21 protein-coding genes are annotated in these 25,380 nt (G+C 69.8%); 13 read left to right on the top strand and 8 right to left on the bottom strand.

The window, feature by feature from the left end:
* Positions 1–26 precede the first annotated feature (26 nt).
* Positions 27–2,030 carry a family 43 glycosylhydrolase gene (locus tag F4553_RS05855; RefSeq protein ID WP_184833008.1) on the top strand — a complete coding sequence of 668 codons (2,004 nt, stop codon included), beginning with the start codon at positions 27–29 and terminating at the stop codon, positions 2,028–2,030.
* Between the two features lie 100 nt (positions 2,031–2,130).
* Here the strand turns inward: F4553_RS05855 and F4553_RS42260 are convergent, their stop codons facing one another.
* Positions 2,131–2,913 carry a response regulator gene (locus F4553_RS42260; RefSeq protein ID WP_312875101.1) on the bottom strand — a complete coding sequence of 261 codons (783 nt, stop codon included), beginning with the start codon at positions 2,911–2,913 and terminating at the stop codon, positions 2,131–2,133.
* Between the two features lie 115 nt (positions 2,914–3,028).
* On the opposite strand from F4553_RS42260, the gene F4553_RS05845 reads away from it, so the two are divergent.
* The 3 genes from F4553_RS05845 (at position 3,029) to F4553_RS05835 (ending at position 5,470) form a co-directional block, all read left to right on the top strand.
* A complete protein-coding gene (locus F4553_RS05845; protein ID WP_221469704.1) occupies positions 3,029–4,642 on the top strand; it encodes a sensor histidine kinase in 1,614 nt (537 codons plus the stop codon).
* A 198-nt stretch (positions 4,643–4,840) separates the two neighbouring features.
* Positions 4,841–5,056, top strand: a complete 216-nt coding sequence (locus F4553_RS05840) for a hypothetical protein (protein ID WP_184833006.1) — start codon at positions 4,841–4,843, stop codon at positions 5,054–5,056.
* Positions 5,057–5,257: 201 nt separating this feature from the next.
* Positions 5,258–5,470 (top strand): hypothetical protein, encoded by a 213-nt coding sequence (locus F4553_RS05835; RefSeq protein WP_184833004.1) that lies wholly within the window; start codon positions 5,258–5,260, stop codon positions 5,468–5,470.
* An 81-nt stretch (positions 5,471–5,551) separates the two neighbouring features.
* Here the strand turns inward: F4553_RS05835 and F4553_RS05830 are convergent, their stop codons facing one another.
* From F4553_RS05830 to F4553_RS05815, 4 genes are all read right to left on the bottom strand, one after another.
* Complete coding sequence (locus F4553_RS05830) at positions 5,552–7,039, bottom strand: thrombospondin type 3 repeat-containing protein (RefSeq protein WP_184833002.1); 1,488 nt, start codon at positions 7,037–7,039, stop codon at positions 5,552–5,554.
* Positions 7,040–7,138: 99 nt separating this feature from the next.
* Positions 7,139–8,497, bottom strand: coding sequence for a helix-turn-helix transcriptional regulator (locus F4553_RS42255; protein ID WP_184833000.1), 1,359 nt, complete (start codon positions 8,495–8,497; stop codon positions 7,139–7,141).
* A 258-nt stretch (positions 8,498–8,755) separates the two neighbouring features.
* Positions 8,756–9,853, bottom strand: a complete 1,098-nt coding sequence (locus F4553_RS05820; protein ID WP_184832998.1) for a tetratricopeptide repeat protein — start codon at positions 9,851–9,853, stop codon at positions 8,756–8,758.
* A complete protein-coding gene (locus tag F4553_RS05815; RefSeq protein WP_184832996.1) occupies positions 9,850–11,073 on the bottom strand; it encodes an AAA family ATPase in 1,224 nt (407 codons plus the stop codon). Before F4553_RS05815 ends, F4553_RS05820 begins: the two co-directional genes overlap by 4 nt.
* A 115-nt stretch (positions 11,074–11,188) precedes the next feature.
* On the opposite strand from F4553_RS05815, the gene F4553_RS05810 reads away from it, so the two are divergent.
* Positions 11,189–11,698, top strand: coding sequence for a hypothetical protein (locus F4553_RS05810; protein WP_184832994.1), 510 nt, complete (start codon positions 11,189–11,191; stop codon positions 11,696–11,698).
* A 19-nt stretch (positions 11,699–11,717) separates the two neighbouring features.
* On the opposite strand, the gene F4553_RS05805 is transcribed toward F4553_RS05810, so the two are convergent.
* Both F4553_RS05805 and F4553_RS05800 read right to left on the bottom strand, forming a co-directional pair.
* Positions 11,718–12,377, bottom strand: a complete 660-nt coding sequence (locus tag F4553_RS05805) for an RraA family protein (protein WP_184832992.1) — start codon at positions 12,375–12,377, stop codon at positions 11,718–11,720.
* A gap of 134 nt (positions 12,378–12,511) precedes the next feature.
* Positions 12,512–13,135: a hypothetical protein gene (locus F4553_RS05800; protein WP_184832990.1), complete on the bottom strand. Its 624-nt coding sequence runs from the start codon at positions 13,133–13,135 to the stop codon at positions 12,512–12,514.
* A 77-nt stretch (positions 13,136–13,212) separates the two neighbouring features.
* On the opposite strand from F4553_RS05800, the gene F4553_RS05795 reads away from it, so the two are divergent.
* Both F4553_RS05795 and F4553_RS05790 read left to right on the top strand, forming a co-directional pair.
* The gene (locus F4553_RS05795; protein WP_184832988.1) at positions 13,213–13,551 is read left to right on the top strand and encodes an ArsR/SmtB family transcription factor; all 339 of its coding nucleotides are present in this window, start codon (positions 13,213–13,215) and stop codon (positions 13,549–13,551) included.
* Positions 13,548–14,024 (top strand): SRPBCC domain-containing protein, encoded by a 477-nt coding sequence (locus F4553_RS05790; RefSeq protein WP_184832986.1) that lies wholly within the window; start codon positions 13,548–13,550, stop codon positions 14,022–14,024. The genes F4553_RS05795 and F4553_RS05790 overlap by 4 nt, the downstream gene beginning before the upstream one ends.
* A gap of 9 nt (positions 14,025–14,033) precedes the next feature.
* Here the strand turns inward: F4553_RS05790 and F4553_RS05785 are convergent, their stop codons facing one another.
* Positions 14,034–15,461, bottom strand: a complete 1,428-nt coding sequence (locus F4553_RS05785) for an MFS transporter (RefSeq protein WP_184832977.1) — start codon at positions 15,459–15,461, stop codon at positions 14,034–14,036.
* 159 nt (positions 15,462–15,620) lie between these two features.
* On the opposite strand from F4553_RS05785, the gene F4553_RS05780 reads away from it, so the two are divergent.
* The 6 genes from F4553_RS05780 (at position 15,621) to F4553_RS05755 (ending at position 25,375) form a co-directional block, all read left to right on the top strand.
* Positions 15,621–17,309, top strand: coding sequence for a DEAD/DEAH box helicase (locus F4553_RS05780; protein WP_184832975.1), 1,689 nt, complete (start codon positions 15,621–15,623; stop codon positions 17,307–17,309).
* Positions 17,310–17,832: 523 nt separating this feature from the next.
* Positions 17,833–19,941 (top strand): family 43 glycosylhydrolase, encoded by a 2,109-nt coding sequence (locus F4553_RS05775; protein ID WP_184832973.1) that lies wholly within the window; start codon positions 17,833–17,835, stop codon positions 19,939–19,941.
* Positions 19,942–19,994: 53 nt separating this feature from the next.
* A complete protein-coding gene (locus F4553_RS05770; protein ID WP_184832971.1) occupies positions 19,995–21,371 on the top strand; it encodes a glycoside hydrolase family 10 protein in 1,377 nt (458 codons plus the stop codon).
* 70 nt (positions 21,372–21,441) lie between these two features.
* Positions 21,442–22,845, top strand: a complete 1,404-nt coding sequence (locus tag F4553_RS05765; protein ID WP_184832969.1) for a non-reducing end alpha-L-arabinofuranosidase family hydrolase — start codon at positions 21,442–21,444, stop codon at positions 22,843–22,845.
* Between the two features lie 124 nt (positions 22,846–22,969).
* Entirely contained in the window at positions 22,970–24,679 is a 1,710-nt protein-coding gene (locus F4553_RS05760) for a cellulose binding domain-containing protein (RefSeq protein WP_184832967.1), read from the top strand.
* 156 nt (positions 24,680–24,835) lie between these two features.
* Positions 24,836–25,375, top strand: a complete 540-nt coding sequence (locus F4553_RS05755) for a hypothetical protein (RefSeq protein ID WP_184832965.1) — start codon at positions 24,836–24,838, stop codon at positions 25,373–25,375.
* Positions 25,376–25,380: the final 5 nt, after the last annotated feature.

Genomic DNA, 25,380 nt, shown 5'->3' with positions numbered 1-25,380 from the left:
TGCGCAGATCAGAGAGGAAGTCATCGATGCGTCGTCCCGCGTTCATCGTCACGCTCCTGCTGTTCGTGGCAGGCCTCACCGGGCTCGCCGCCGCCCCGGCGTCGGCCGCCTACACCACCACCATCGTCAACTTCGACTCCGCCGGCAACCAGGTCACCCGCTACGACGTCGCGGGCAACGCCGTCGACGCGCACGACGGCGACCTGGCCCTGTTCGGCGGCCGCTACTACCTCTACGGCACCAGCTACGACTGCGGCTACGCGCTGTCGACCACCGGCACCCCGTTCTGCGGGTTCAAGGTCTACAGCTCCAGCGACCTTCAGGGCTGGACCGACGAGGGCTTCCTCTTCGACGCCGCGAACGCGCTATGGCAGGGCCGATGCGCTCCGCCGCGCTACGGCTGCTACCGCCCGCACGTGGTCTTCAACGCGGGGACCGGACAGTACGTCCTGTGGATCAACAGCTACGACAACGCCAGCGGCTACCACGTCTTCACCTCGGCCACCCCGGCCGGCCCGTTCACCGAGGTGGCCGAGCCGACGATCGCGCTGATGGGCACGCCCGGCAGCTTCGTCAACGGCGACCACGACCTGTTCGTGGACGACGACGGCACGGCGTACCTCGCCTACACCGACATCCGCAGCGGCCACGACCAGGTCATCGAGCGGCTCAACGCGGCATACACCAGCGGCACCGGCAGCTACATCCGGCTGAACTCGCTGCACACCGAGGCACCGTCGATGTTCAAGCGCGACGGCGTCTACTACTACGTCTACGGGCCGACCTGCGCCTACTGCGGCGGCACCCAGACCTGGGTGAAGCGGGCCGCCTCGCCGCTGGGCAGCTGGTCGGCACCGGTCAGCATCAACGCCAACTCGTGCGGGGGTCAGCCGTCGCTGGTCGCCGCGATCCCGACCACCACCGGTACGGCCTGGCTCTACGGCAGCGACCTGTGGAACGGGCAGAACAACGAGGCGCTGGCGAATTTCCACTGGGCGCCGCTGACCTTCGCCGCCAACGGCGACGTGCAGCCCTTCAGCTGCCAGAACACCGTGACACTGGCCCTGTCGACCGGGTCCGCGTCCAGCGCGGCGCCCGCCGCCGACCGGGACCAGTCCGGCGGGTCGGACCGCTACCGCACCTGGTGCGACATCCGTTCGGGCGGCCTGCGGCGGTTGCAGACCTTCGTCGCCTCGCGCAGCGGAACGCTGACCGGTGCCTCCTACACCACGTTCCAGATGGGCGGTGCCAACGCGGGACTCCAGGTGAGCATCGTGGCGGTCAACGCCGGACTGCAGCCCGGCGCGACGCTCGCCACCACCACGGTGCCCGCGTCGTCGGTCGGCTGGGCGCCCCGCAACATCACCGTCGCCCCCAACATCGCGGTCACGGCGGGCGTCCGATACGGCATCCTGGTGCAGTCGGCGACCACCTCGGGCTGCTACGGGCTGACCTACAACGACGCCGCGCCCTACCCGGGCGGCGGTGAGGCGTACAGCAACGACAACGGCGTGACCTGGAACGCCGAGGCGAACCGGACCTCGAAGTTCGAGACCACCATCGGCGCCACGAATACGGCGTCCGGCGGGGCGCGGACCGCGAGCAGTTCGGCGGAGTTCGCGGGCTGGGGCGTGGCGGCGGTCAACGACGGCGCCACCACCTCGACGCCGACCGCGATGGGCTGGTCGTCGAATAACGCGCTGGGAGCGAACCACACCGAGTGGGTCCAGGTGGACCTGGGCGCGCTCCGCTCGGTCAACCGGGTGCTGCTCTACCCGCGCTCCGACGCGGGCAACGCCGGCCAGGGATTCCCGGTCGACTTCCGGGTGGAGGTGTCGAGCAACGGCAGCACGTGGTCGACGGCGACCGTCCGCACGGGCTACCCGGCCCCGGCCGGGGCCGCGCCGCAGCGGATCGGGTTCGGTGCTCAGAGCGCGCGGTATCTCCGGGTGACCGGCACCAGCCTGCGCAACACCAACCCGAACGACCCGACCTACCGGATGCAGTTCGCGGAGCTGGAGGTCTACTGACAGGCCCCGATGCGGCAGTGTGCGGCCGTGGCGCCCGGCAGGGCGCCACGGCCGCCCTGTCGGCTCCGGAGGAGCTATGCCGATCCGGCGGAAGGGCGGCTCACCGTTCTTCCTGGCGTCCGGGTTCGGCACCGGCCGCGGAGGGCGGGGTGGCGGTGCTGAGGAAGAACGCGTCGATGCTCTGGACCGTGCTGAGGAAGTCGTCGAGGCTGACGGGTTTGGTGACGTAGGCGTTGGCGTGCTCGCGGTAGGCGCCGTTGATGTCGTCCGGGGCGGTGGAGGTGGTGAGGACGACGACGGGGATCGTCGAGAGGCTGGGGTCGTGCTTGAGGACGGCGAGGACCTCGCGGCCGTTCATCCGCGGCATGTTCAGGTCCAGCACGATCAGGTCGGGGCGCGGTGACGTGTCGTCGCGGAGGAACTCGAGGGCCGAAATGCCGTCGTCGGCGCGGTGGACGGTGCGGGTCATGCCGTGTTCGATGAGGGCTTCCTCGATGAGCATGGCGTCGGCGTCGTCGTCCTCGATCAGTAGCACTGTGTAGGTGTGGGTGAGGTCGGCGATCACGGGGTCGGCTCCTTCAGCGCTGGTGTGGGCAGGTCGGGCGAAGACGAGGCCGGGCCAGCGTCGGCGGGCGCCTTGGCGGGTCATGCGGCAGGCGGCGCCGATCTGGGCGTAGTTGGCCCCGGCCGCTGCGGCATCGGCGGCGGCCTGCCGGATGTGCATGCCGACGGCGGTCTGGACTTCGAACAGGACCGCGAGCCGGTCCAGAGCCTGCTGCGGGTGCGGGTCGTCAGGGTCGGCGAGCCGGTCGACGAGCTCGGTGAGGACGGCCGCGGCCCGGGTACCCGGCTCGGCAATGGCGCCTGAAGGCTCGTCGATCACGGCCACCACCTTAGGCCCACCGACCCCCAGCGACAACAACTGTTGTCGCGGGTAAGCTCCGCTGGGTTTGTGGCGAACGGCCACGAGCCCCGACTCTCTCCGCACCGGAGCCGCTGTGACACCCCGACAGGCCGCGCCAGAATCCGCTGACCGCCGGCTGCCGCGTACCGGCAGCTGGACCACCCGGCGCTGGCTCGCCGCGGGCATGACCGGCGCGCTGGTGGTGCTGATCGGGCTCTCCCTCCTGGCCGTCTGGTACTTCTCCTACGCCACCACGATCAGCAACCAGCTCAACAGCCGCAGCAACCCCGCGCTGATCGCGGCGGTCCAGCTGGAGAACTCCCTGATCAACCAGGAGACGGGGGTACGCGGGTACGCGATCACCGGGCAGGCCGACTTCCTCGAGCCCTACTCCAGCGGCCGCAGGCAGCAGGACACGGCCGTGGCGCAGCTGCGGACCCTCACCGCCGGCGATCAAGCCGCGACCGCCGATCTGGACCTGGTGATCGAGCTCGCCGAGCGGTGGCGACACGACGTCGCCCAGCCCATCGTCACCGCTCCGGCCGGCCGGCCTGTGCCGCTGCCCGCAGCCCTCACCGACACGGGGAAGCAGGAGTTCGACGCGCTGCGTGCGGCGGTGACCCTCCAGCAGGAGCACCTGCGTCAGCAGCAGGCTGCGGCGAGCGGCGACCTGCGCCAGGCCAGGGTCTTGCGGACCTGGCTGTTCACCGCGATCGGCCTGGCGATCATCGCCCTGGCGGCCCTCGTCTACCTCGGCCTGCGCCGCGGTATCAACGCTCCGTTGGAGAGCCTGTCCCGGCAGCTGCGGCTCGTCTCCGCGGGCGACTTCACCCATCCCATCGCCACCGGCGGCCCCGCGGATCTGCGATCGGTGGCAGCCGAGGTCGAGGCGATGCGTCGCAGGCTCGTCGACGAGCTCGCGGTCAGCCACGCCGCCGAGCAGGCGAAAGATGCCTATGCCGCCGATCTCGCCCGGTCCAACTCCGAGCTGGAGCAGTTCGCCTACGTCGCCTCCCACGATCTGCAGGAGCCGCTGCGGAAGGTCGCGTCCTTCTGCCAGCTGCTGCAGCGGCGGTACGCCGACCAGCTCGACGACCGTGCCAACCAGTACATCGAGTTCGCGGTCGACGGCGCGACCCGGATGCAGACCCTCATCAACGACCTGCTGGCGTTCTCCCGTGTCGGCCGCCTGCACGACGCCTACACCCCGGTCGACCTCGAACAGATCTGGCAGCACACGACGGCTGCGCTGAGCATCGCGGTCAACGATGCCGGCGCCGACCTGCGCCACGATCCGCTGCCGGTTGTCGACGGCGACCCCACCCAGCTGGGCATGCTCCTGCAGAACCTGCTCTCCAACGCCGTGAAGTTCCGGGCACCCGACCGGGTTCCCGTCGTTTCCCTGACCGTGGAGCCCGACACCGATCCCGGCATGTGGCGGTTCGTTTTCGCCGACAACGGCATCGGCATCGGCAGCGAGTACGCCGACCGGATCTTCGTCATCTTCCAGCGCCTGCACAACCGCGACGCCTATCCCGGAAACGGCATCGGCCTGGCGTTGTGCAAGAAGATCGTCGAGTACCACGGCGGCACCATCACACTCGACACCACGGCGGAAACCGGCACCCGGTTCGCCTTCACCCTGCCCCGCCACCAGGGGGCCGAGCTGCCGGAACCGGCGGTCGTCCCTGATGCCGAAGCCTCGTGAGCCCATGACCTGCTCCTTCCGGGAGGAGTAGGGGCAATGTCAAATTTATGACAACTGCCTTTTATGGTGCGTTTATGGGTGATTTGTTGAGTTGTGGCCGATGAATCACTGCTAGGGGGCCTGCGAAGGGCCAGTGACGACGACCTGTACCGACGACTGCTGCTCCATCACCACACCCCGCCGCCCCGGGAGCCCGCGGTGGACTACGCCTACCGGTGCGATCTGTGGGCGATGGCCGAGGCGGCGATCCGCGGTGAGATCGTTCGTCGTCGAGCGCCCCCGCCGGCGTGGTGGCCGATCCGGGAGGCCGGCTCCAGGCGTTCCCGGCGGCTTGTGCTTGCGGCGCTGGCCTACCTGGGCCTGCTCGTACTGCTGGCCGTGGCGGCCGCTGCGGTGGGCCGCTCGCATGTGTGACGGTCGCGTCATGGGTGTGCGACGGACTCGCGCACGTGCGTTAGTACAATGTAATGATATGGATGGATAGACTGCCCGGTGATCGTCATCGCCGCCGCGGAACTGTCGCGGCCCTGCTCAGCGGGGTCTGCCCCCACGTGAGCGCCGGAAGGCGGGAGTGCTCGTTCGCCCGATGTTCATGTCGGCGAGTTACGAATAGCCATGTCTATGTGGGGCTGGTGGCTCGTCAGTTTCGTGGCCATAGGGCTGGCGATCTTCGGGTACATCCGGATCGCGACGATGCGGGACCGCCGGAGCGAGCTGCGTCACGATGAGTTCCGTCGAGCGGGCGACGAGGAGCCCGTCGGTCCGGACGAGGCGTTCAAGCGCGGGCTCGGCAAGAATTCGTGGATGCCGCCACCCAGCGGCGGCTAGGCATGCCGTCGACGAGGTGACACGGAGGGAACCACGACGGCGGCTCCCTCCGTGTGCGGGCGGTTCAGACCCGAGCTGGTGTCAGCCGCCGTAGCAGAACAGGCAGCCGCCGGACGGAATGCTGCCGCCCGGCTGCCCCGGCTGGGGCAGGTCCGGCCGCCGCTCGGGCTGTGCCGTCGCGACCCGGTCCGGCTCGCCGAGCACCGTGAACGTGTCACCGGCGTCGGTGACCAGCATGATCACGCCGAGGTTGGGGAACTTCGGGTCGCGGTCCAGGCCCGGCGCCTGCCAGCCCTGGATGACGTTGACGGCCGCGCCGCGCAGGCGCAGCGTCTTGTCGACCTGCTCCTGGCTGATGAACGCGGGCCCGGCGTAGTCGGACTCGATGTACCCGTGGTCCTTCGGGTCGTCGTCGTCCGGGTCGCCGTGCCCGCCGGGATTGTCGCCGCTCGCGGGCTCCGGATCGATGCCCTCGGCCGGACCGTGGCTCGCGCCGCCGTGGTCACCGGTCGAGGCGCCGCCGTGGGCGGGTGGTTCGCCGCCACCGGGGCCGTCGCCGTGCGGCGGTTGGGTCACGTCCTGGCAGTTGCCGCCGCCGGCATCGCACTGCTTGATGGTCTTGACAGTGCCGGAGCCGTGCTTCGTCGTGGTGGACGTGGTGTGCGTGACCGTGGTGCTGACGACCTTGCCGGAGCTGTTCCGGTTGTACTGGGTGGTATCCGTATAGATCTGCGTGTAATTGGCGTCGCCCACCTGCGACGTCCGGGTGATCGACTCGACCTGGCCGTTCGAGTCGGTGACCATCTCGGTCATCGTCGGGTAGCCGTGGCCGTCCTTGCCGGTGATGGTGGTCTTGCCGCCGATCCCGGCACCGTTCCCATCGGTGAAGGAGGTGTCGGTCTGCCCGGCGGCGTAGGTGGCGATGCCCTTCACCCCGTTGGCATAGGCGATGAGCTGCGCGGGCAGACCGTCGGCTCCCTTGATCCCGGTCACGGTCGACGAGCCGTAGGGCTGGCCGAAGCCGGAGGAGGCGCGGGTGACGGCGAGGCTGCCGACCCGCAGGGGCGGTGTCTGTCCCACCTCGGCGGCCAGGCCGACCCCGATCGTCAGGCCCCGGCCGGGGTTGAGTCCCCACTCGGCGAGCAGCTCGGAGCTGACGCCCATGCGCGCGAGGGCGTCGGCTCGCGTGGCGTAGGCGAAGACGCCGTCGGTGGAGCGGCCGTCCTTCGCCCAGGCGGCCAGGACGTTGGCGGGGATGACGGCGAAGCCGCCCTGACCGGCCTCGAAGGACGGCAGGGTACGGGCGGCGGTGAGCTCCACCAGCAGCGCCATCCCCGGGTGGCTGCGCGCGTCGTAGGGGTCGGTGCCCGCCACGATCTCGTCTGCGTCGCAGACGCCGTCGCCGTCGGAATCGACGACGCGCCAGGCGAGGTAGCAGCCGGTGGGGTCGCACAGGCGCAGGGATTTCAGGACAGGCGCCTCCTCCGGCGCGGCCGACGCCGGGAACCCGGTCAGGGCCGTCGCCAGGAGAAGGAGGGTAGCGGTGATTGCGAGAGTTCTTCGCGACATGCCGGAGACGATCTCAACGGTTCACCGGGCACGCCCGCTCCTGTCGGGATGGCGACGCGTCGCGGTGCGAGAACCCCGGGAGTTCCCTAGGTCGACATGTCATGGACGGACCGCAGGACCCAGGGCCCCGACCAGTTCCGTGCGGTTGCGGACCCCGAGCTTGCGGAAGACGTTGCCGAGGTGGAACTCGACGGTCCTGGCCGAGACGCCGAGCAGCTGCGCGGTCTCCGGGTTGCTGAGACCGCCCGCGACCGCGCGGGCGACGCGGGTCTCGGCGGTGGTGAGTAGAGACGGTGTCGATCCGGGTGCGATCCGGTCGAGTTCGTCGGTCACCCGCGCCAGCAGTCCGGCAGCGCCCATCGACGCGTACGCCGCCGACGCGCTCTCCAGCAGCCGGAACGCGTCGGCCCGGCGGCCGAGGCGGGCGTGCTGGGAGCCGAGCAGCCACGCCATGCGGGCCCGGGACAGCCGCTCCACGGGCTGGTTCAGCCCCGCCAGAGCGGCCTCGAATCCGGCCATCGCGGAGATGTCGGCGGGATCGGAGATCCAGGCCCGCCAGGCGGGCAGGACGGGTGCGCCGGGCCAGGCGAGCGGCGGTTCCGGCAGGTCCGTCAGCAGCGCGGCGGCATCGGCGGCGCGGTCGTGCAGGGCGTAGTGGGTGGCGAGCTCCCAGCGGTGTTCGAAAACGAGCCCCGAGGTCGCGCCGACGTGGGTGGCGACGACGTTCTCCAGCACGCCCAGCCAGGCGTCCTGGTCGCCGGAGGCGAGGTGCAGCGCTGCGGCGCACTCGGTGATGTGAAAGGCGACCCAGCTCGACCCGGCGCGCGCGGCGAGGTCGCGGGTCCGCAGCAGCGCGTCGGCCGCGGCGGGCAGGTCGCCGCAGAGCGCCTCGACCTTCGCCAGCCACGACATCGCCTCCGCCTCGATATCGGTCCGCTCGGCCGCGCGGGCCAGCCGCACCGCCTCCTTCAGCTCGGTACGCCCCCGCAGCAGCCCTCCGCTCCACGCGTCGCCGAGGCCGAGCAGGGCCACCAGCCGGGCCCGCCGGGCGGGTTCGGTGTCGAGGCCGGCGATGAGGTGGGCGTAGCGGGGGCGCACCTCGTGCGGGCGCATCACGGTGAGCGTGCACGTGACGGCGCATTCGAGGAAGAGCGGATCGTCGTGCAGCCGGCGCTGCTCGATGAGCCGGATCGCGGCGTCGAGGTGCCGAGCGGCGTGGGACTGGCGCGTACGCATCGCCACCACTCCGGCGACGGTGTGGAAGAGCGCCTCCGTCTGCGCTCTCGGCGGCTCGGACCGCAGCCCGGCCAAGCGCCGCACGAGCGGTGACAGGGTGTCGGGATCGGCGGTGCGCGACAGTTCGAGGAACGCCTCGGTGGCCAGCCGGGCGGCCGCCACCGGGTCGGCCGTGTGCCGGGCGGCGCTCAGGAGCCGTTCTGCCTCGACGTCGCGGAACACGCCGCACAGCGTAGTTCTGCTCGCCCGCCATGTCGATCTACGCCCGGTCCGCTGCGCCGGCGGGGTCGCCGCCGATCGCCGGCTGGACGTCTGCTTCCCGTTCAGGACGGTTTCACCAGGGTGGTCATCGCGAGCGTCGCCCCGGCGACGACCACCGAGTAGGAGGATCTTCCTGCCGGCTCAACCTGCCTAGGAAGCTTTAGGGAGTGTCGCCTCGACCACGACGATCAGCCTCCGGCCGCGGCGAGGAGGGCGGCGTCAGCGGAGAACGAACAGCCGGAAGCGCCACCGCCGGAAGAAGCCGATGACCGCTGCGACAGCACGGCTGCGCAGTCGCGCTGCGGCGAAGATGACGCACCCGAAGGCAGGCACCGCCGCCGCCCCCGCGATCCCGGTGATGACGGGGTTCATCGCCACCGCGTGCAGGACGAGGGCGCTGGTCGGTGCCGCGACGCACCCGTAGGCGAGGATCCGTCGCTTGGCGTGACGGCTGGGAGCGGCGCGTACCAGGTGTCTCATGCCGGCCGGCAGCCGCCGGTATGCGGTCACCAGACCGATCACCTGCACTGCGGCGAGGACGGCGGCGCCCACGTGGTCTGCGAGGCTGCCCGGCCAGCGCAGCGCGAGCACTGCGGCTGCGGCCCAGGCGAAAGCGGCGTGGTCGGCGCGACGCCATACCCACACGTTCGCCGCGACGGAAGTGTTGTGCTGGAAGAGGGGGTGATGGGGGTTCGCGGCGATGACACTCGCGAGTTGCCGGCCGGCCGCGGCGAGCTTCCCCTGGGCGAGCTGGTTGACGGCCAGGTTGTGTCGGGCGATGGTGTTCTCGGGGTCCAGCGACAACGCGGTCTGCTGGCATTCGCGGGCTCTGCGGTGGTCGGCGACAGCGCTGTAGACCCGTGCCATGGTGATGTGCGCGGAGGGCTGCTCCGGTGCGAGTTCCCGGGCCCGCTTCGCCGCGTCGTGAGCCTCGCGAAGCTCCGCCGTGGTCGTGAACATGAGCAGGGAGTCGGTCAGGGTGGTGTGGGACTGCCACGCGTCGGGCGCGATCCGGACCGCCGTTCTCGCGGCGGCGACGGAGGCGTCGTACTGGAGGCTGTGGCGCAGGGCGATGGCGCGCAGGCGGTGTGCCCAGTCCATCCCGGGTTCGACCGCGATCGCGGCTTCGGCGTGGAGCAGCATCATCGAGTACCGCCCCGGCGCCATGTTCGCGCGAGCCGCCAAACACTGCGCCTCGTAGAGATCGGGCTGCTCCGCCAGTATCCGAGCGAGGATCTCCCGCGCGGCCTCCAGCCTGTCGATCTCCAGCAGGCTCTCTGCCCGTCGGAGATCGTCGATCACGGCAGCGGTGTTCACAGCAGCTTGCGTTTCTTCAGGTACGCGGCGAGGTCGTCGTACAGCCCGCCCTCGTTGGCGAAGAGCGCCACGTTTCGGCTGGTGGCGAACCACGGTGCGGTCGATGGGCGAACCTCGCGCAGCGACCTGTCGAAGTCGCGTTGCTCGATCATGCGGATCTCACCCGTGGTGATCGAGTCGTGCATGGCGTATTCGGCGGCGGTCTCGCACAGATGGGCCAGATCCGCTCCCGAGAAGTCCTCCGTCGCCCCGACGATGCGTTTCAGGTCGATGCCGGCGATGGGCCGGTCCCGCAGGTGGTAGGTGAGGACGGCCTCGCGTGCTGCGGCATCGGGCGGCAGGACCAGCACGACGCGGTCCAGCCGTCCCGGGCGGCGCAGCGCGGCGTCCACGTCCCAGGGCGCGTTCGTGGCGGCCAGGACGAACACGCCCTCGTTGTCGCCGTCCATGCCGTCGAGCTCGGCGAGCAGCTGGTTGACGAGCGTGCGCATGCCGGAGGAGTTCATCTGGGACCGCTTGTGGCCCAGCGCGTCGATCTCGTCGAGGAACAGCACGCAGGGGGCGTTGCGCCGGGCGGCTTCGAACATCTCGTGCAGGTTGCGCTCGGAGTTGCCGATCCACATGTTGAGCACGTCGACGATGGACAGGGTGATGAAACTGGCGCCCATCTCCCCGGCCACCGCCCGGGCCAGGAAGGTCTTGCCGCAGCCGGGCGGGCCGTAGAGCAGCAGGCCGCCGCGCAGGCTCTTGCCGTACATCGCCCGCAGCTTCGGGTTGCGCATCGGGGCGAGGAACGCCATCTCGAGCCGCTTCTTCACCTCGGCCATGCCGCCGACGTCGTCCAGGCGCAGCTGCGAGCGCTCCACGTCGAACGTGCGATCGGCCTCGCCGGTCTCCGGTCCGGTGGCGAACCGGGGGAGGGCGACACCGGCGAGGTCCCGCTCCAGCGCGTTCCAGTCCACGTCGGCGCCCGAGGCGGGCTGGTCGGGTGAGCCGGGGCCCGGATCGAGGTGGGCCGGTGGCGCGATCGCGGTCCTCATCAACGCCTGCGCCGCCGCGTGCTGCGGATCAACGGCGAGGACTCCCGCCGCCTCGCTGATCGCCTCGGCCGATCGGCCGGCCCGCAGGAGCATCTCGGCCAGGTGCACCCGCAACGGAAGATCGTCGGGACGGGCGCGGGCCGCCGCCCGGAGGCTGTCGATCACGGAGGGGTCGCTCATGACGTGCGATTATGCGCGACCACTGCGACAAAGCGGCAACCGGCGTCGGTCTTGACGAGGGCGGACGGGGTGCCGCACACTGCCCGCCGCGGCACCATCGAACAGGGGTTACCGAGTGAAGATCTATGTGACGTCCTACCGGGTGATCGCCAGGGTGCTCGCGGCGTATGCCGTGCTCTTCGCCGTGCTGGGTGTCGTCGTCGCCGCCATCGACCTTCCGGGCCAGGCGGTCGTGTGGGGCCTTTACGCCCTGCTGGTCGCCGGGTTCGTCGTCAGTGCCGTCCGGCTCCTCGCCGTACCGCGGCAGTCCTGGGTGAGCGTCACCCGGGAGGCGGTGACCTGGCGTACCCCCAGGAATCCGCGACGCGCGGTCGCTGCGAGCGGGAGCGTTCCGGTCGCGTCGATCGTGTCCGTCGCGGTCGTCCCCACCGAGGTGGTGCTGGTCAAGAGCCGGCCCATCCGAGCGCACGCCGTCGAGCTCGATCTTCTCGACGGCACGCGCGCCGTCCTGCCGATCTGGTCACCCGCCACGGGCACGATCCCGGCGTTGGCGAACCTGATCGGCGCGCTGCGGGCGGCCTGCCCGCCGCAGGTCACGATCAACACGGATCTCATCGGTTCCTGACGGTCTCGACTCCTGCTGCTCACGCCAGCAGGGCCAGGGATGACGGTTCGCCGCGCAGGAGCGTGTCGACGTGCTGATCGAGGTTGGTGACCTGGCTCAAGGTGGCACCGGCGGTCAGCCGTGCGACCAGTCTGCCTTCGGCGTCCTTCACCGCGGCCGCCCTGGCGAGGAGGTCGTCGACCTGATCGGGGGCGACGACGATGAGCCCCTCCTCGTCGGCGAGGACGATGTCTCCGGGGTTGACCGTCACTCCGCCGCAGGTCACCGGGGTCTGCAGGTCGCCGAGTGCCGACACGGTGCCCGCCATGGGGGTGACGAAGCGGCTGTAGACCGGAAGATCGCACCCGGATATGTACGCCATGTCGCGGTATCCGCCGTCGATGACGATGCCGCCGAGGCCCCGCACCAGCGCTCCTCGGGCGAACAGCTCTCCGGCCAGGGCGATCTCCCGTCCGCCGCCGTCCACCACGATGACATCGCCCGGTGCCGCCGTTTCGACGGCGCGCAGGACCGCGAGGAAGTCATCCCGGCAGCGGACGGTGAACGCCGTACCGCAGATCCGCCGCTGAGCGGACCTGGGGCGGATCGCCGAGCTCATCGTCCGGACGGTTTTGTCGGCGTCGCAGATCGCGGTGGTGTCGACCGCGCGGAACCGCTCGGCCAGATCCTGCATGGACATAACTCAAGATCCTTCCGCGCTGTGAATACGGACGCAATGCAGATTATGTCCGCAACGGAACACGGCGAGCGGGTGCGCGGGGTGAGGGCTCTGCGGGGTGTCACGCCGCTGCTGCGGGCGGCCGCCGCATCGGGTCAGGCGGAGGGGTGGCGCCGCTCGCTGAAAATCGCGACGAAGCAGGCCAGCATCAGCAGGCCGAAGCAGAGCGCCACGATGATGACCGTGACCATGATGCCGCCCGCCGGGCTGAGCTCCTCGGGGACGTCGGCGGCGAGTTTCGGATGCACCCAACCCGCCGGATCGGCCACGACCTCGACCGTCGGACCGACGGTGACGCCGTCGGGGACCTCCAGCAGGCCCGGCAGCACCGTGCCGTCGGGACCGGCCAGCGTGAGGACCCGGTGGTCGCCGTAGCCGGTCGCGGTCTCGTCGCTGCCCACCACGGTCGCGGTGATCCGCTCGCCGCGGGTGCTCAGCACGGCGTCCTGCACGGTGAAGGCCGGGAGCAGCAGGGCGCAGAACGACACGAGAGCGACCGCGGCGGTCCCCAGGACGGACTTCCAGCCCAGCGCCAGCGTGACCGTGATCAGCGAAGCGAGCCACGAGCCGATGGCGGCGAAGAAGAACAGATCCGGGTGGACGACGGCGAGCCTCCCCATGCTGACGACCGCCATGCCGGCTCCGAATATCGCACCCGCCAACAGCAGGTCGCGCCACCGGCTCGGCTGACGGCGGACGGGCTCCTCGACTATCACCATGCAGTCAGGTATAGACGGTCCGCGCCACCGATACTTTGCCCTTGCGCTAAGTATCGCGGCGGACAATACTTAGCCGTGTGGCACAGTATTCTGCACAGCTCGACGATGTGTTCGTGGCTCTGGCCGACCCGACCCGGCGGGGCGTCATCCGGCTGCTGGGGCGCGGTCCGACGAGCGTGGGCGACCTCGCCCGCGAGTTCCCGATGACGCTTCCGTCGTTCATGAAGCACCTGCGGACACTCGAATCCAGCGGGCTGATCCACACGGCCAAGTCCGGTCGGGTGCGGACCTGCGTGCTCGACCGCGAGCGTCTCGCCGTGGTCGACGGCTGGCTCGCGGAGCAGCGCCGGATCTGGGAGGCGCGCACCGACCGCCTCGAACACCTTCTCGCCGACCCTAAGGAGCACCAACCGTGAATCCCGAACTCGACCTGACCCTGCAGCGGCTGATCCGTGCGCCCCGCGCCGCGGTGTGGAGCGCGTGGACCGACCCGGCCCGCTTCGAGAAGTGGTGGCTCCCGGCTCCGACCCTATGCCGGGTCGACCGCTTGGAGGTGCGCCCCGGCGGTGCGCTCGTGACCCGGCTGAGCGACGACGGCACGGAGTTCGTCCCGCACCTCGACGCGTGCTTCCTCGTCGTCGACGAGCTGGAGCGGATCGTCTTCACGAACGCGATCGACAGCGCATGGCGGCCCGCGAACCCGGCCCCGGTCCCGATGACCGCCGAGATCACCATGGCCGACCACCCGGACGGCACGGACTACCGGGTCGTCGTCCGCCACGGTGATCCCGGCGCTCGCGCCCACCACGAGAAGCTCGGCTTCGAGGAGGGATGGGGCTCGGTCACCGAGCAGCTCGCCCGGATCGCCGAGAGCCAGGGCGCGCGATGACGACCGTCGTTACCGAGACCGCTCGGTGCGGCGGCCGGCCGCCACGTCGACGACGGCGACAGCGAGGGCGAGCACGACGAAACCGATCGTGACGAGCAGTCCGTGCCGGAACGCTCGTGCGAAGTCGCCCGACTCCATGATCGCGGCGAAGAAGACGGCGCCGACCGCCGCGATGCCGACCGCCGAGCCGATGCGCTGACCGGTCTGCAGCACCCCGCCCGCGCTGCCGGCACCGGCCACCGGCACCTCGGCCAGCGTCAGGGTCTGGTTCGGTGCGATCACCAGGCCGCTGCCGACACCGGCGATGAGCAGCGGCACCGCGGTGGCCCAGCCGTCGTGGCGGCCCGGCACGAGCTCCACCGCCAGCTCCATCCCGGCGAGGCCGACGATGACCAGGCCCAGGCCGATCGCGATCAGCTTGCGGCCGACGCGGGTGACGACCCGGCCGCCGAGGGACGCCGCAGCGGCCGAGCCGAGGGCGAACGGCACCGTCGCGAGGCCCGCGGCGAGCGCCGAATAGCCCAGCCCTTCCTGGAGGTAGAGGGTGAAGACGAAGAAGACCGCGGTGAAGCCGGCGAAGTAGAGCAGGCCCAGCATCGCGCCGAGCGCGTAGGACCGCCGCCGGAACAACCCCAGGTCCACGACCGGGTCGCGGGTGCGCCCGTAGCGCCGCTCCCAGAAGACGAATCCGATGAGTACGCCCACCCCGGCCACGAGGAGCAGCCATTTCCCGCGTCCGGCCCACTGCCGTTCCTGGATGAGGGGCAGGAGCACCAGCACCACGCCGACGGCGAGCAGGAGCACCCCGACGGGGTCGAAGGTCTGTCGCCGGGCGGCGGTGTCGGCGTGGCTGGGGATGAAGCGGAACGCGAGCACGATCGCGAGGACGCCGATCGGCACGTTGACGTAGAAGACCCAGCGCCAGCCCTCGGCCACCCCGAACGCCTGGATCAGCAGGCCGCCCAGGAGCGGGCCGATCGCCGTGGAGATGCCGATGGTGGCACCGAGCATCCCGAAGGCCCGGCCGCGTTCGGCACCCCGGAACAGCTGCTGGATCAGCCCGCTGATCTGCGGGTTGATCAGTCCGCCCGCCGCGCCCTGGACGAGGCGGGCCACGACGAGCCAGGTGGCGGTCTGGGCCAGCCCGGCGGCGGCGCTGGCGGCGGTGAAGAGCGTGATGCCGGCGACGAAGGCGTTGCGGCGCCCGTGCATGTCGCCGAAGCGCCCGGCGGGTACCAGGACCAGGCCGAAGACGAGCGCGTAGCCGGAGATCACCCACTGCAGGTCGCTCTCGGTGGCGTGCAGTCCGGCCCGGATGGACGGCAGCGCGACGTTGACGATGCTGACGTCGAGCAGCGCCATGAATCCGCCCACGAGGCAGACGCTGAGCGCTCGCCAGCGGCGGGGATCGGGCAGGTAGCCGCCGCCAGCACTCATGATCGGCAGCCTACCGCCGACAGGCGTGCTCTACCCCGTTTGGGCGTGACCCGGCTGGGCGGCTGCGATGATGCAGGGGTGCCTGGCCTAGGCTAGGTCGGCGCCGCCCGTCGTCCGGGTGGTCAACTGTTGTTTCTGCTGGGTAGGAGTTGGTGGCAAATGGTCCCGTCGGAAGAGGCCGTGTCCTTTACCGATGTGGGGCTGCGCTCCGAACTGGTCAAGGCGTTGACGGATCTCGGATACGAGGAGCCGACCCCGATCCAGCGTGAAGCGATACCGCCGATCCTGGCCGGTCGCGACCTGCTCGGCCAGGCGGCCACCGGGACGGGCAAGACCGCGGCGTTCGCGCTGCCCATCCTGCAGTGGCTCACCGTCGAGGACCGGGGGAGCAAACCGGCGGCGCTGGTGCTCGTTCCGACCCGGGAGCTGGCGGAGCAGGTCTCCCAGGCGTTCCACCGGTACGGCCGCGAGCTGGGTGTGCGGGTGCTGCCGATCTACGGCGGCCAGCCGATCGGACGGCAGCTGCAGGCCCTGCAGCGCGGCGTCGACGTCGTCGTCGCCACGCCGGGGCGGGCCCTCGACCACATCAGCCGCGGCACGCTCGATCTCAGCGAGATCGTGACGGTGGTGCTGGACGAGGCCGACGAGATGCTCGACATGGGTTTCGCCGAGGACATCGAGGCGATCTTCGACGAGATCAGCGACGAGCGGCAGACCGTGCTCTTCTCCGCCACCGTGCCCGCGCGCATCGGCGCCATCGCCCGCCGCTACCTGCGCGACCCGGTGCGGATCGAGATGGGCCGCCAGGAGACCCCGCGCGGGGAGGCGCCGAAGGTCCGCCAGAGCGCCTACATGGTCTCCCGGGCGCACAAGCCCGCGGCTCTGGGCCGGATCCTGGACGTCGAGTCGCCGACGGCGGCGATCGTCTTCTGCCGGACCCGCGAAGAGGTGGACCAGCTCACCGAGACTCTCAACGGCCGGGGCTACCGTGCCGAGCCGCTGCACGGCGGGATGAGCCAGGAGCAGCGCGACCGGGTGATGGGGCGGCTGCGCAGCGGCACGGCCGATCTGCTCATCGCCACCGACGTCGCCGCCCGCGGCCTCGACATCGACCTGCTGACCCACGTGGTCAACTACAACGTACCCTCGGCACCCGAGGCGTATGTGCACCGCATCGGCCGGGTCGGGCGGGCCGGCCGCGAAGGTGTGGCGATCACCCTGGCCGAGCCGCGCGAGCACCGCATGCTCAAAGCCATCGAGCAGCTCACCAAGCAGCGATTCGCGATCGAGAAGCTGCCCACGGTCGCCGACCTCCGGACGCGCCGGCTCGAGATGACCCGCGCCGCCCTGCAGGAGAGCCTGCTCGCCGGTGACCGCCTGGAGCAGTTCCGCGTCGTGATCGAGTCGCTGGGCGACGAGTTCGACATCGTCGACATCGCGCTCGCCGCGGTGAAGCTGGCGCACGAGTCCGGTGGCGGCGAGATCGACGAGCAGGAGATCCCCGACCACTCCGAGGAGATCAACCGCAGGCCGCAGCGGTCGGAGCCCGAACGGCGCGCCGGGAAGCGCGCGGGCCGCGGCGACGGCGGCGGCACCACCCGGCTGTTCTTCGGGCTGGGGCGGCGCGCGAACGTACGCCCGCAGGACCTTGTCGGCGCGATCGCCAACGAGGCGGGGCTCAGCGGGCGCAACATCGGGGCGATCGAGATCGCCGACCGTTTCTCCCTGGTCGAGGTCCCCACCGAGGCGGCCGACAAGGTCATCGACGCCCTGCGCAACAGCACCATCAAGGGCAAGCGGGTCACCGTACGCAGGGAAGGCTTCTCGGCCGCCAAGCGTCCCCGGTAGCCCGCCGGCGCATCATGGCACGCGGCGTCGGCAGAGCCGCCATCGGCATCGATTCCACGTGGGGTGGACCGAGCCCGTTGCCGTCCTCGTCTCCGCCGGCACCCCTCGCTGTCCGGGTCGGACTGCACCGCGTACCCCCGGGGGTTGAGGGTCACCGCGGCCGAGACCGCGGCGATGCGACTCCGGAGCGCGGGCGTGGATAACACCGCTGCGGACAGAACTTTCGCCGATTGCTTGTCCGACGAATTCGTCGGGAATTGTTATCTCCTGAATGGAATGCGGGTCGCCGATTCGCCGACGGTGCGGCCGACGCAATTAAATGAGCCGATTCGGCGGATGCCACTTGATAGCGGGGAAACATTCTGGCAATCTCGTCAACATTGATGGGAGCGTTCCCATAATCTCGGGCAGGCGCGTTCGAATCTCGCCACGAGACCCATTTCCCGCCGACCGCGGCGTGAAGCGGACGGGAATGTTAACGCTCACATCTCACGTTGCCGACCCGCACACCTAAGGAGCAGCCATGAAACTCCATCACGAGGCCGGGCCGGCCTCGCCGAAGCGACGTCGACGGCTGTCGCTGGTGGCGGCGCTGGTGACCGCGCTCCTCAGTGGAACGGCGCTGGTAGCGGTCGCCCAGGGCAGTGCCTCGGCGGCAACGGTGGACCCCGCCGTCTGGTACGCCATCGTCAACCGCAACAGCGGCAAAGCCCTCGACATCTGCGGATCGTCGACTGCGGACGGTGGATGCGTCCAGCAGTTCACCCGGTCGGGCGGCACGAACCAGCAGTTCCAGTTCGTGTCCTCGGGCGGCGGCTTCTATCGGATCAAGGCCCGGCATTCGGGGAAGGTGCTCGACGACTACAATTGGTCGACCGCCGACGGGGCGCCGATAAGGCAATGGACCGACGCCAACGGCAACAATCAGCAGTGGTCCCTGGCCGATTCGGCCGGCGGCTATGTGCGGTTCGTCAACCGGCACAGCGGCAAGGCCCTGGAGGTCCAGAACGCCTCCACCGCCGACGGCGGCGCGATCGTCCAGTACGCCGACTGGGGCGGCACCAATCAGCAGTGGCAGCTCGTCCCGGTCGGAACCACGCCCACCCCGACTGCCACGGCGTCGCCGCCGACCGGGTCGCCCTACGCCAATCCGGTGGTGTGGCAGGACTTCGCCGACGGCGACATCATCCGGGTCGGCGACGCGTACTACTACTCGGCCTCGACCATGCACTACTCGCCCGGCGCGCCCATCCTGCGCTCCTACGACCTGGTGCACTGGGAGTACGCGGGTCACTCGGTGCCGAGCCTGGACTTCGGCTCCAACGCCTACAACCTCAGCGGCGGGCGTGCGTACGTGAAGGGGATCTGGGCGTCGGCGTTCAACTACCGCCCCGCCAACAGCACCTACTACTGGATCGGGTGCGTGGAGTTCAACCGCAGCTACGTCTACACCGCGAGCTCCGTCGACGGCACGTGGCAGAAGCGGGCGCAGATCAACAACTGCTACTACGACGCCGGGCTGCTGATCGACGACAACGACACCATGTACGTCGCCTACGGCAACTCCACCATCAGCGTCGCGCAGCTCTCCGCCGACGGTCTCAGCCAGGTCCGTACGCAGCAGGTGTTCACCACGCCGTCCAGCGTCGGCACGCTGGAGGGCGCGCGGTTCTACAAGCGCAACGGCAGCTACTACATCTGGCTCACCCGACCCGCCAACGGGCAGTACGTGCTGAAGTCGTCCAGCCCGTTCGGGCCGTACGAGATGCAGCAGGTGCTGCTCAACCTGCCCGGCCCGATCAGCGGCGGCGGCGTACCCCACCAGGGCGGTCTGGTCCAGACGCAGAACGGCGACTGGTACTACATGGCGTTCGTCGACGCCTACCCCGGCGGGCGCGTCCCGGTCCTGGCTCCGATCACCTGGTCGGCTGCGGGCTGGCCGGTCCTGCAGACCGTCAACGGCACCTGGGGCGCCGCCTACCCGGCGCCGAACATCAGCACCACCAAGACGGTCAAGCCGATGACCGGCGCCGACACGTTCGCCGGCCCGGCACTGGGACCGCAGTGGGAGTGGAACCACAACCCGGACAACTCCAAGTGGTCCTTCAACAGCGGGCTGCGGCTGCAGACCGCCACCGTGACCAACGACCTCTACAACGCCCGCAACACCCTCACCCACCGTATCCAGGGACCGACCTCCACCGCGACGGTCGAGCTCGACCTGTCGGCGATGGCGAACGGCGACCGGGCGGGTCTGGCGATGCTGCGCGACTCGTCCGCCTGGATCGGGATCAAACGCGACAACGGCACGAACCGCGTCGCCATGACCACCGGCCTGACCATGGACGGCAGCTGGAACACCACGGGGACCGGCACCGAAGCGGCGAGCGCCGCGATCTCCGGTACCCGGGTCTGGCTGCGAGCCACCGCCGACATCCGGCCCGGGTCCGGGCGGCAGGCCCGCTTCTCCTACAGCACCGACGGCACGAACTTCACCGCACTCGGTTCCGCGCTGACGCTCACCAACGCGTGGCAGTTCTTCATGGGCTACCGGTACGCGGTCTACACCTACGCCACCCAGGCCCTCGGCGGTGCGGTCACCGTCAAGCGCTTCGAGATGACCTCTCCCTGACCCCCGGTTCCCGCCGGGACCACCGTCCGCTCCCTATCGAAAGGCACCATCCCATGAGAACCCCTAGGCGGCTGCGTGCCGTCCTGCTCCTGGTCCTCGCGACCGTGGCCGCGCTGACGGCGTCGCTGCTGCTGGCGACCACCGCCGAGGCCGCCACGACCCTGGGCGCCTCAGCGGCCCAGACCAACCGCTACTTCGGTGCCGCCGTCGCCGCGGGCAGGCTGGGCGACGCGACCTATGCCGGGATCCTGGACCGCGAGTTCACCATGATCACCCCTGAGAACGAGATGAAGTGGGACGCGACGGAGCCGTCCCAGGGCAGCTTCCGTTACACCTCCGCCGACCAGATCGTCGCCCACGCCCAGGCCCACGGGCAGCGGATGCGCGGTCATGCCCTGGTCTGGCACGCCCAGCAGCCCGGCTGGGCGCAGAACATGTCCGGCAGCGCCCTGCGCAACGCGATGGTCAACCACATCACCCAGGTCGCGACCCACTACCGGGGCAAGATCTACGCCTGGGACGTCGTCAACGAGGCCTTCGCCGACGGCGGCAGCGGCGGCCGCCGCGACTCGAACCTGCAACGCACCGGAAACGACTGGATCGAGGTCGCGTTCCGCACCGCCCGCGCCGCCGACCCCGGCGCCAAGCTCTGCTACAACGACTACAACACCGACGGCGTCAACGCCAAATCCACCGGCATCTACAACATGGTCGCCGACTTCAAGAACCGCGGTGTGCCCATCGACTGCGTCGGGTTCCAGTCCCACCTCACCAACGGCCCGCCCGGCGACTACCAGGCCAACCTGCAGCGCTTCGCCAACCTCGGCGTCGACGTCCAGATCACCGAACTCGACATCGCCGGCTCCGCCCAGGCCACCGGCTACACCACCGTCACCCGTGCCTGCCTCGCCGTCACCCGCTGCACCGGGATCACGGTGTGGGGCATCCGCGACACCGACTCCTGGCGCACCGGCGAGAACCCGCTGCTCTTCGACGGCTCCGGCAACAAGAAGGCCGCCTACACCGCCGTCCTCAACGCCCTCAACAGCGTGCCGCCCACCAGCCCCACCCCGAGCCGCCCGCCGTCGCCGTCGGTGCCTCCGTCGCCGTCCGCTTCGGCTTCGCCGGGCACCCCCGGCGGCTGTACGGCCGGCGTGGTGCTGCAGCCCTGGAGCGGCGGGTTCGTCGCCACCATCCGGGTCACGGCCGGATCAACCGCGATCAGGTCCTGGTCGGTGGCCGTGACACTGCCGTCGGGCGCGACGGTCGTCAACGCCTGGAACGCCGACCGCAGCGGCAACACGGGCTCGGTGCGGTTCACGAACCTGTCCTACAACGGCCAGGTCGCCGCAGGGCAGAGCACGGAGTTCGGTTTCCAGGCCGACGGCAACAGCGGAGCGCTGGCACCGACCTGCACGGCGACCAGTTGACGACGCTGTGTGACCGCTGCTCCCGTATCTGTTCATTCGTGCAGGCGACTGCATCATCAGGAGGTGCTTCATGACTAGGTCTAGATCGATCACCGTCGGTGTGGTGTCGACCGGCATCGCGTTACTGGCGTCGGCGACGGCTTTGGTGGCGTTGCCGGCCGGTGCCGCGACCGCGGGCTGCTCGGTGAATTACGCCGTGTCGTCCCAGTGGTCGGGCGGGTTCGGCGCCAACGTGTCGGTCACGAACCTGGGCGATCCGCTGACGAGTTGGACGTTGACGTGGTCGTTCGGCGCCGGGCAGACCGTGACGCAGGCGTGGAACACGACGCTCACGCAGAGCGGTCCGGCGGTGACGGCGAAGAGCATGAGCTACAACGGCTCGGTCCCCACCAACGGCACGGTGTCGTTCGGCTTCAACGGCTCGTGGGCCGGCAGCAATCCGGCTCCGGCCGGCTTCGCGCTGAACGGCGTGACGTGTACGGGTGGCGTGACGCCGTCGACCTCGGCGAGCGCGTCGCCGTCGACCGTGCCGTCGCCGTCCGTCTCACCGTCGTCTCCGCCCGGTGGGTGCACGTTGCCGTCGTCGTACCGGTGGTCGTCGACGGGTTCGCTCGCGACCCCGAAGTCGGGGTGGGTGTCGTTGAAGGACTTCACCGTCGCCCCCTACAACGGGCGGCAGCTCGTCTACGCCACCACCCACGATTTCGGGTCCGCCTGGGGGTCGATGAACTTCAGCCCCTTCACCACCTGGACCGACATGGCGTCGGCCAGTCAGAACGGCATGTCGTCGGCGACCGTCGCGCCGTCGCTGTTCTACTTCGCGCCCCGCGGCATCTGGGTCCTGACCTACCAGTGGGGACCGACCGCGTTCTCCTACCGCACGTCGTCCGACCCCACCAACCCCAACGGGTGGTCCGCGGCGCAACCCCTGTTCACCGGGAGCATCAGCGGGTCGGGGACCGGACCGATCGACCAGACCATCATCGGCGACAGCACCACCATGTACCTGTTCTTCGCCGGCGACAACGGCAAGATCTACCGCGCCAGCATGCCCATCGGGAACTTCCCCGGCAGCTTCGGCACCACCTACACCACCATCATGACCGATTCGACGAACAACCTGTTCGAAGCACCCCAGGTCTACAAGGTCGCCGGCCAGAACCAGTACCTGATGATCGTCGAAGCGATCGGCGCCAACGGCCGCTACTTCCGGTCCTTCACCGCGACCAGCCTGGGCGGGTCATGGACACCGCAGGCCGCCACCGAGAGCAACCCCTTCGCGGGCAAAGCCAACAGCGGCGCCACCTGGACCAACGACATCAGCCACGGCGAACTCCTACGCACCACCGCCGACCAGACCATGACCATCGACCCCTGCAACCTCCAACTCCTCTACCAAGGCCGCGCCACCAACTCCGGCGGCGACTACGGCCTGCTGCCCTACCGACCCGGCCTCCTCACCCGACAGCGCTGACCCCTCCCCGCACCACCGGACACTCCGGCCTGGCCGCTCCCGCCGGATGGCGGGAGCGGCCAGGCCGAAGGTCCGGCTGACCCAGTCGCGAACCGAGCTTCGGCTGCACCACAGGAGGTCACATATGAACAGATCAAGATCTATCCGTGCCGGTCTGGTCGTGGGCGGGATCGTCACGCTGGTGTCGGCGACCGCTCTCGTCGCGCTGCCGGCCGGTGCCGCCACCACGGGCTGCTCGGTGAATTACGCCGTGTCGTCGCAGTGGCAGGACGGCTTCGGTGCCAACGTCACCATCACCAATCTCGGCGACCCGCTGACGAACTGGACTCTGACCTGGTCCTATGGCGCCGGTCAGACCGTCACCCAGGTCTGGAACGCGACGCTGGCCCAGAGCGGTGCCGCGGTCACCGCCAAGAACCTCAGCTACAACGGCGCCATCGCCACCAACGGCACGGTCTCGTTCGGCTTCAACGGCTCGTGGACCGGCAGCAACCCGGCCCCGACCAGCTTCTCGGTGAACGGTGTGGCCTGCACCGGCGGGACCTCCCCGAGCGCGTCGACGAGCACGTCGCCGAGCACCTCGCCCTCGACCGGACCCTCGACCGGACCGGCGGACATCACGGTGAACAGCGCCACCAGGTACCAGACGATCGACGGGTTCGGGGCCGCGGTGTCGATCTGGGGCGGCGCGTGGTCGACGGCCGAGACGCAGACGCTGGTCGGGCTGGGACCAGACCAGCTCGGGCTGTCGATCGTGCGGACCGGCATCTCGCCGGTCTCCACCGAGTGGCCGACCCAGGTGAATGCCCTGAAGACGGCGAAGTCCTACGGGTCCGGGGTGAAGATCCTCGCGTCGCCGTGGACGGCGCCGGCGGCCTGGAAGACGAACAACAGCCGGGTCAACGGCGGCAAGCTCAAGACCGACTACTACGACGACTACGCGAACCACCTGAACAGCTACGTCCAGTACATGCGCAACCAGGGCGTACCGATCGACGTCACCTCGGTGCAGAACGAACCGGACTGGCACCCGGACTACGACTCGATGGACTGGAGCGGCACCGAACTGCAGACCTTCGCCTGCACCCAGGGCGCGAAGGTGCTGAACACCAGGCTGATGGTCGCCGAGGCGGTGAACCTCAACTACAGCTACACCAACCCGACCCTGAACGACGCGTGTGCCCGCAACAACATCGGCTACATCGGGGGCCACCTCTACGGCACCGAGTCCGCAGGACGCCTGGCGCCGTACGCCCTCGCCGGCCAGTACGGCAAGCCGGTGTGGATGACCGAATGGAACTTCCACGAGGCCGACGGCAGCGGCTCCAACATCTGGGGCAACCCGGCCAACCTGGCGGCCTGGAACGAGACGCTCGACGACATCATGCGTACGGTGCACAAGTCGATGGAGTCCAACTGGAGCGCCTACATCTGGTGGTACGGCAAGCGCTACTACTCCTTCATCGGCGACGGTGAAGCGGCATACGGCACCACCGCGGGTGCTCCGCTGAAGCGCGGGTACGCATTCTCGCAGTTCGCCAAGTACGTCCGCCCCGGTTACCAGCGGATCGCCCTGACCAAGAGCTCCAAGGCCTCGCCGCTGGAGGTCACCGCCTACCAGTCCGACGGGAAGATCACGCTGGTCATCCTCAACCGGTCGGCCGGCGCGGTCAACAACGCCGTGATCCAGGCGCCGCGCAACGTCACGCGGGCCGAGTACTACCTCACCTCGCAGAACGCCAACGCGGCAAGTCAGCCGACCAGCGTGAACGGAGGCCAGGTCACCGTCAGCGTCGCCGCACGCAGCATCTCCACGGTCGTCCTGACCCTCTAGCGTTCCGCCGGGCACGTCGAAGCCGGCCGGGCATGCGTCTGCGCAATGCCCGGCCGGGACGTTCCGTCGGGCGGAACGGCAGCTTGCGGACCCTGAGGACGCGAAACAGTCTGTGGAGGGAATGCAGTTTTCGCATCACTAGCCGACGGAGTCGTCATGCGAGTACGAAGAATATCGGCAGCACTGGCCGCCGCCGCCCTCCTTGCGGGAGGCGTGGCGCTGGTACCGACCGCCGCCTACGCCAGCCTCTCCTCCATCACGTGTGTCGGCACCTCCGAGGTGGCGTACTCGCCTCCGATCACCCCTGCCCTGCAGCTGGTGACGGCGACGGTCGATGCCGACTACAGCGCCTGCGTGGCTGTACTCAGCGGTGCCATCACCTCGGCCACCAGCACCAGCGTCACCTCTACCAGCCAGCGCAGCTGCGCCAACATCCTGGGAGTCTTCACCGCGGCGTTCTCCATCCCGTGGAACACCGGCCAGGTCTCGGCAGGTCCGGCCACCGTCACGACGACCCAGCTCGCCTCCGCGCTACAGGTGGTGAGCGCCGGCACGTTCGCCAGCGGACCCTTCACCGGCAACACCTTCGTCTACACCGTGACCTACGCCAACGTCGACGCGGTGACCGAGTGCCAGAACGGCGGCCTGTCCAGTCTGGACAACGGCCGCGTCCTGCTCCAGGTGACTCCGCTGTAACGGCG

It is taken from the genome of Allocatelliglobosispora scoriae (assembly GCF_014204945.1).
Lineage (GTDB): Bacteria > Actinomycetota > Actinomycetes > Mycobacteriales > Micromonosporaceae > Allocatelliglobosispora > Allocatelliglobosispora scoriae.
Note: the sequence above shows the minus strand (reverse complement) of the source record. Positions and strands in the feature narration are given on the sequence as shown.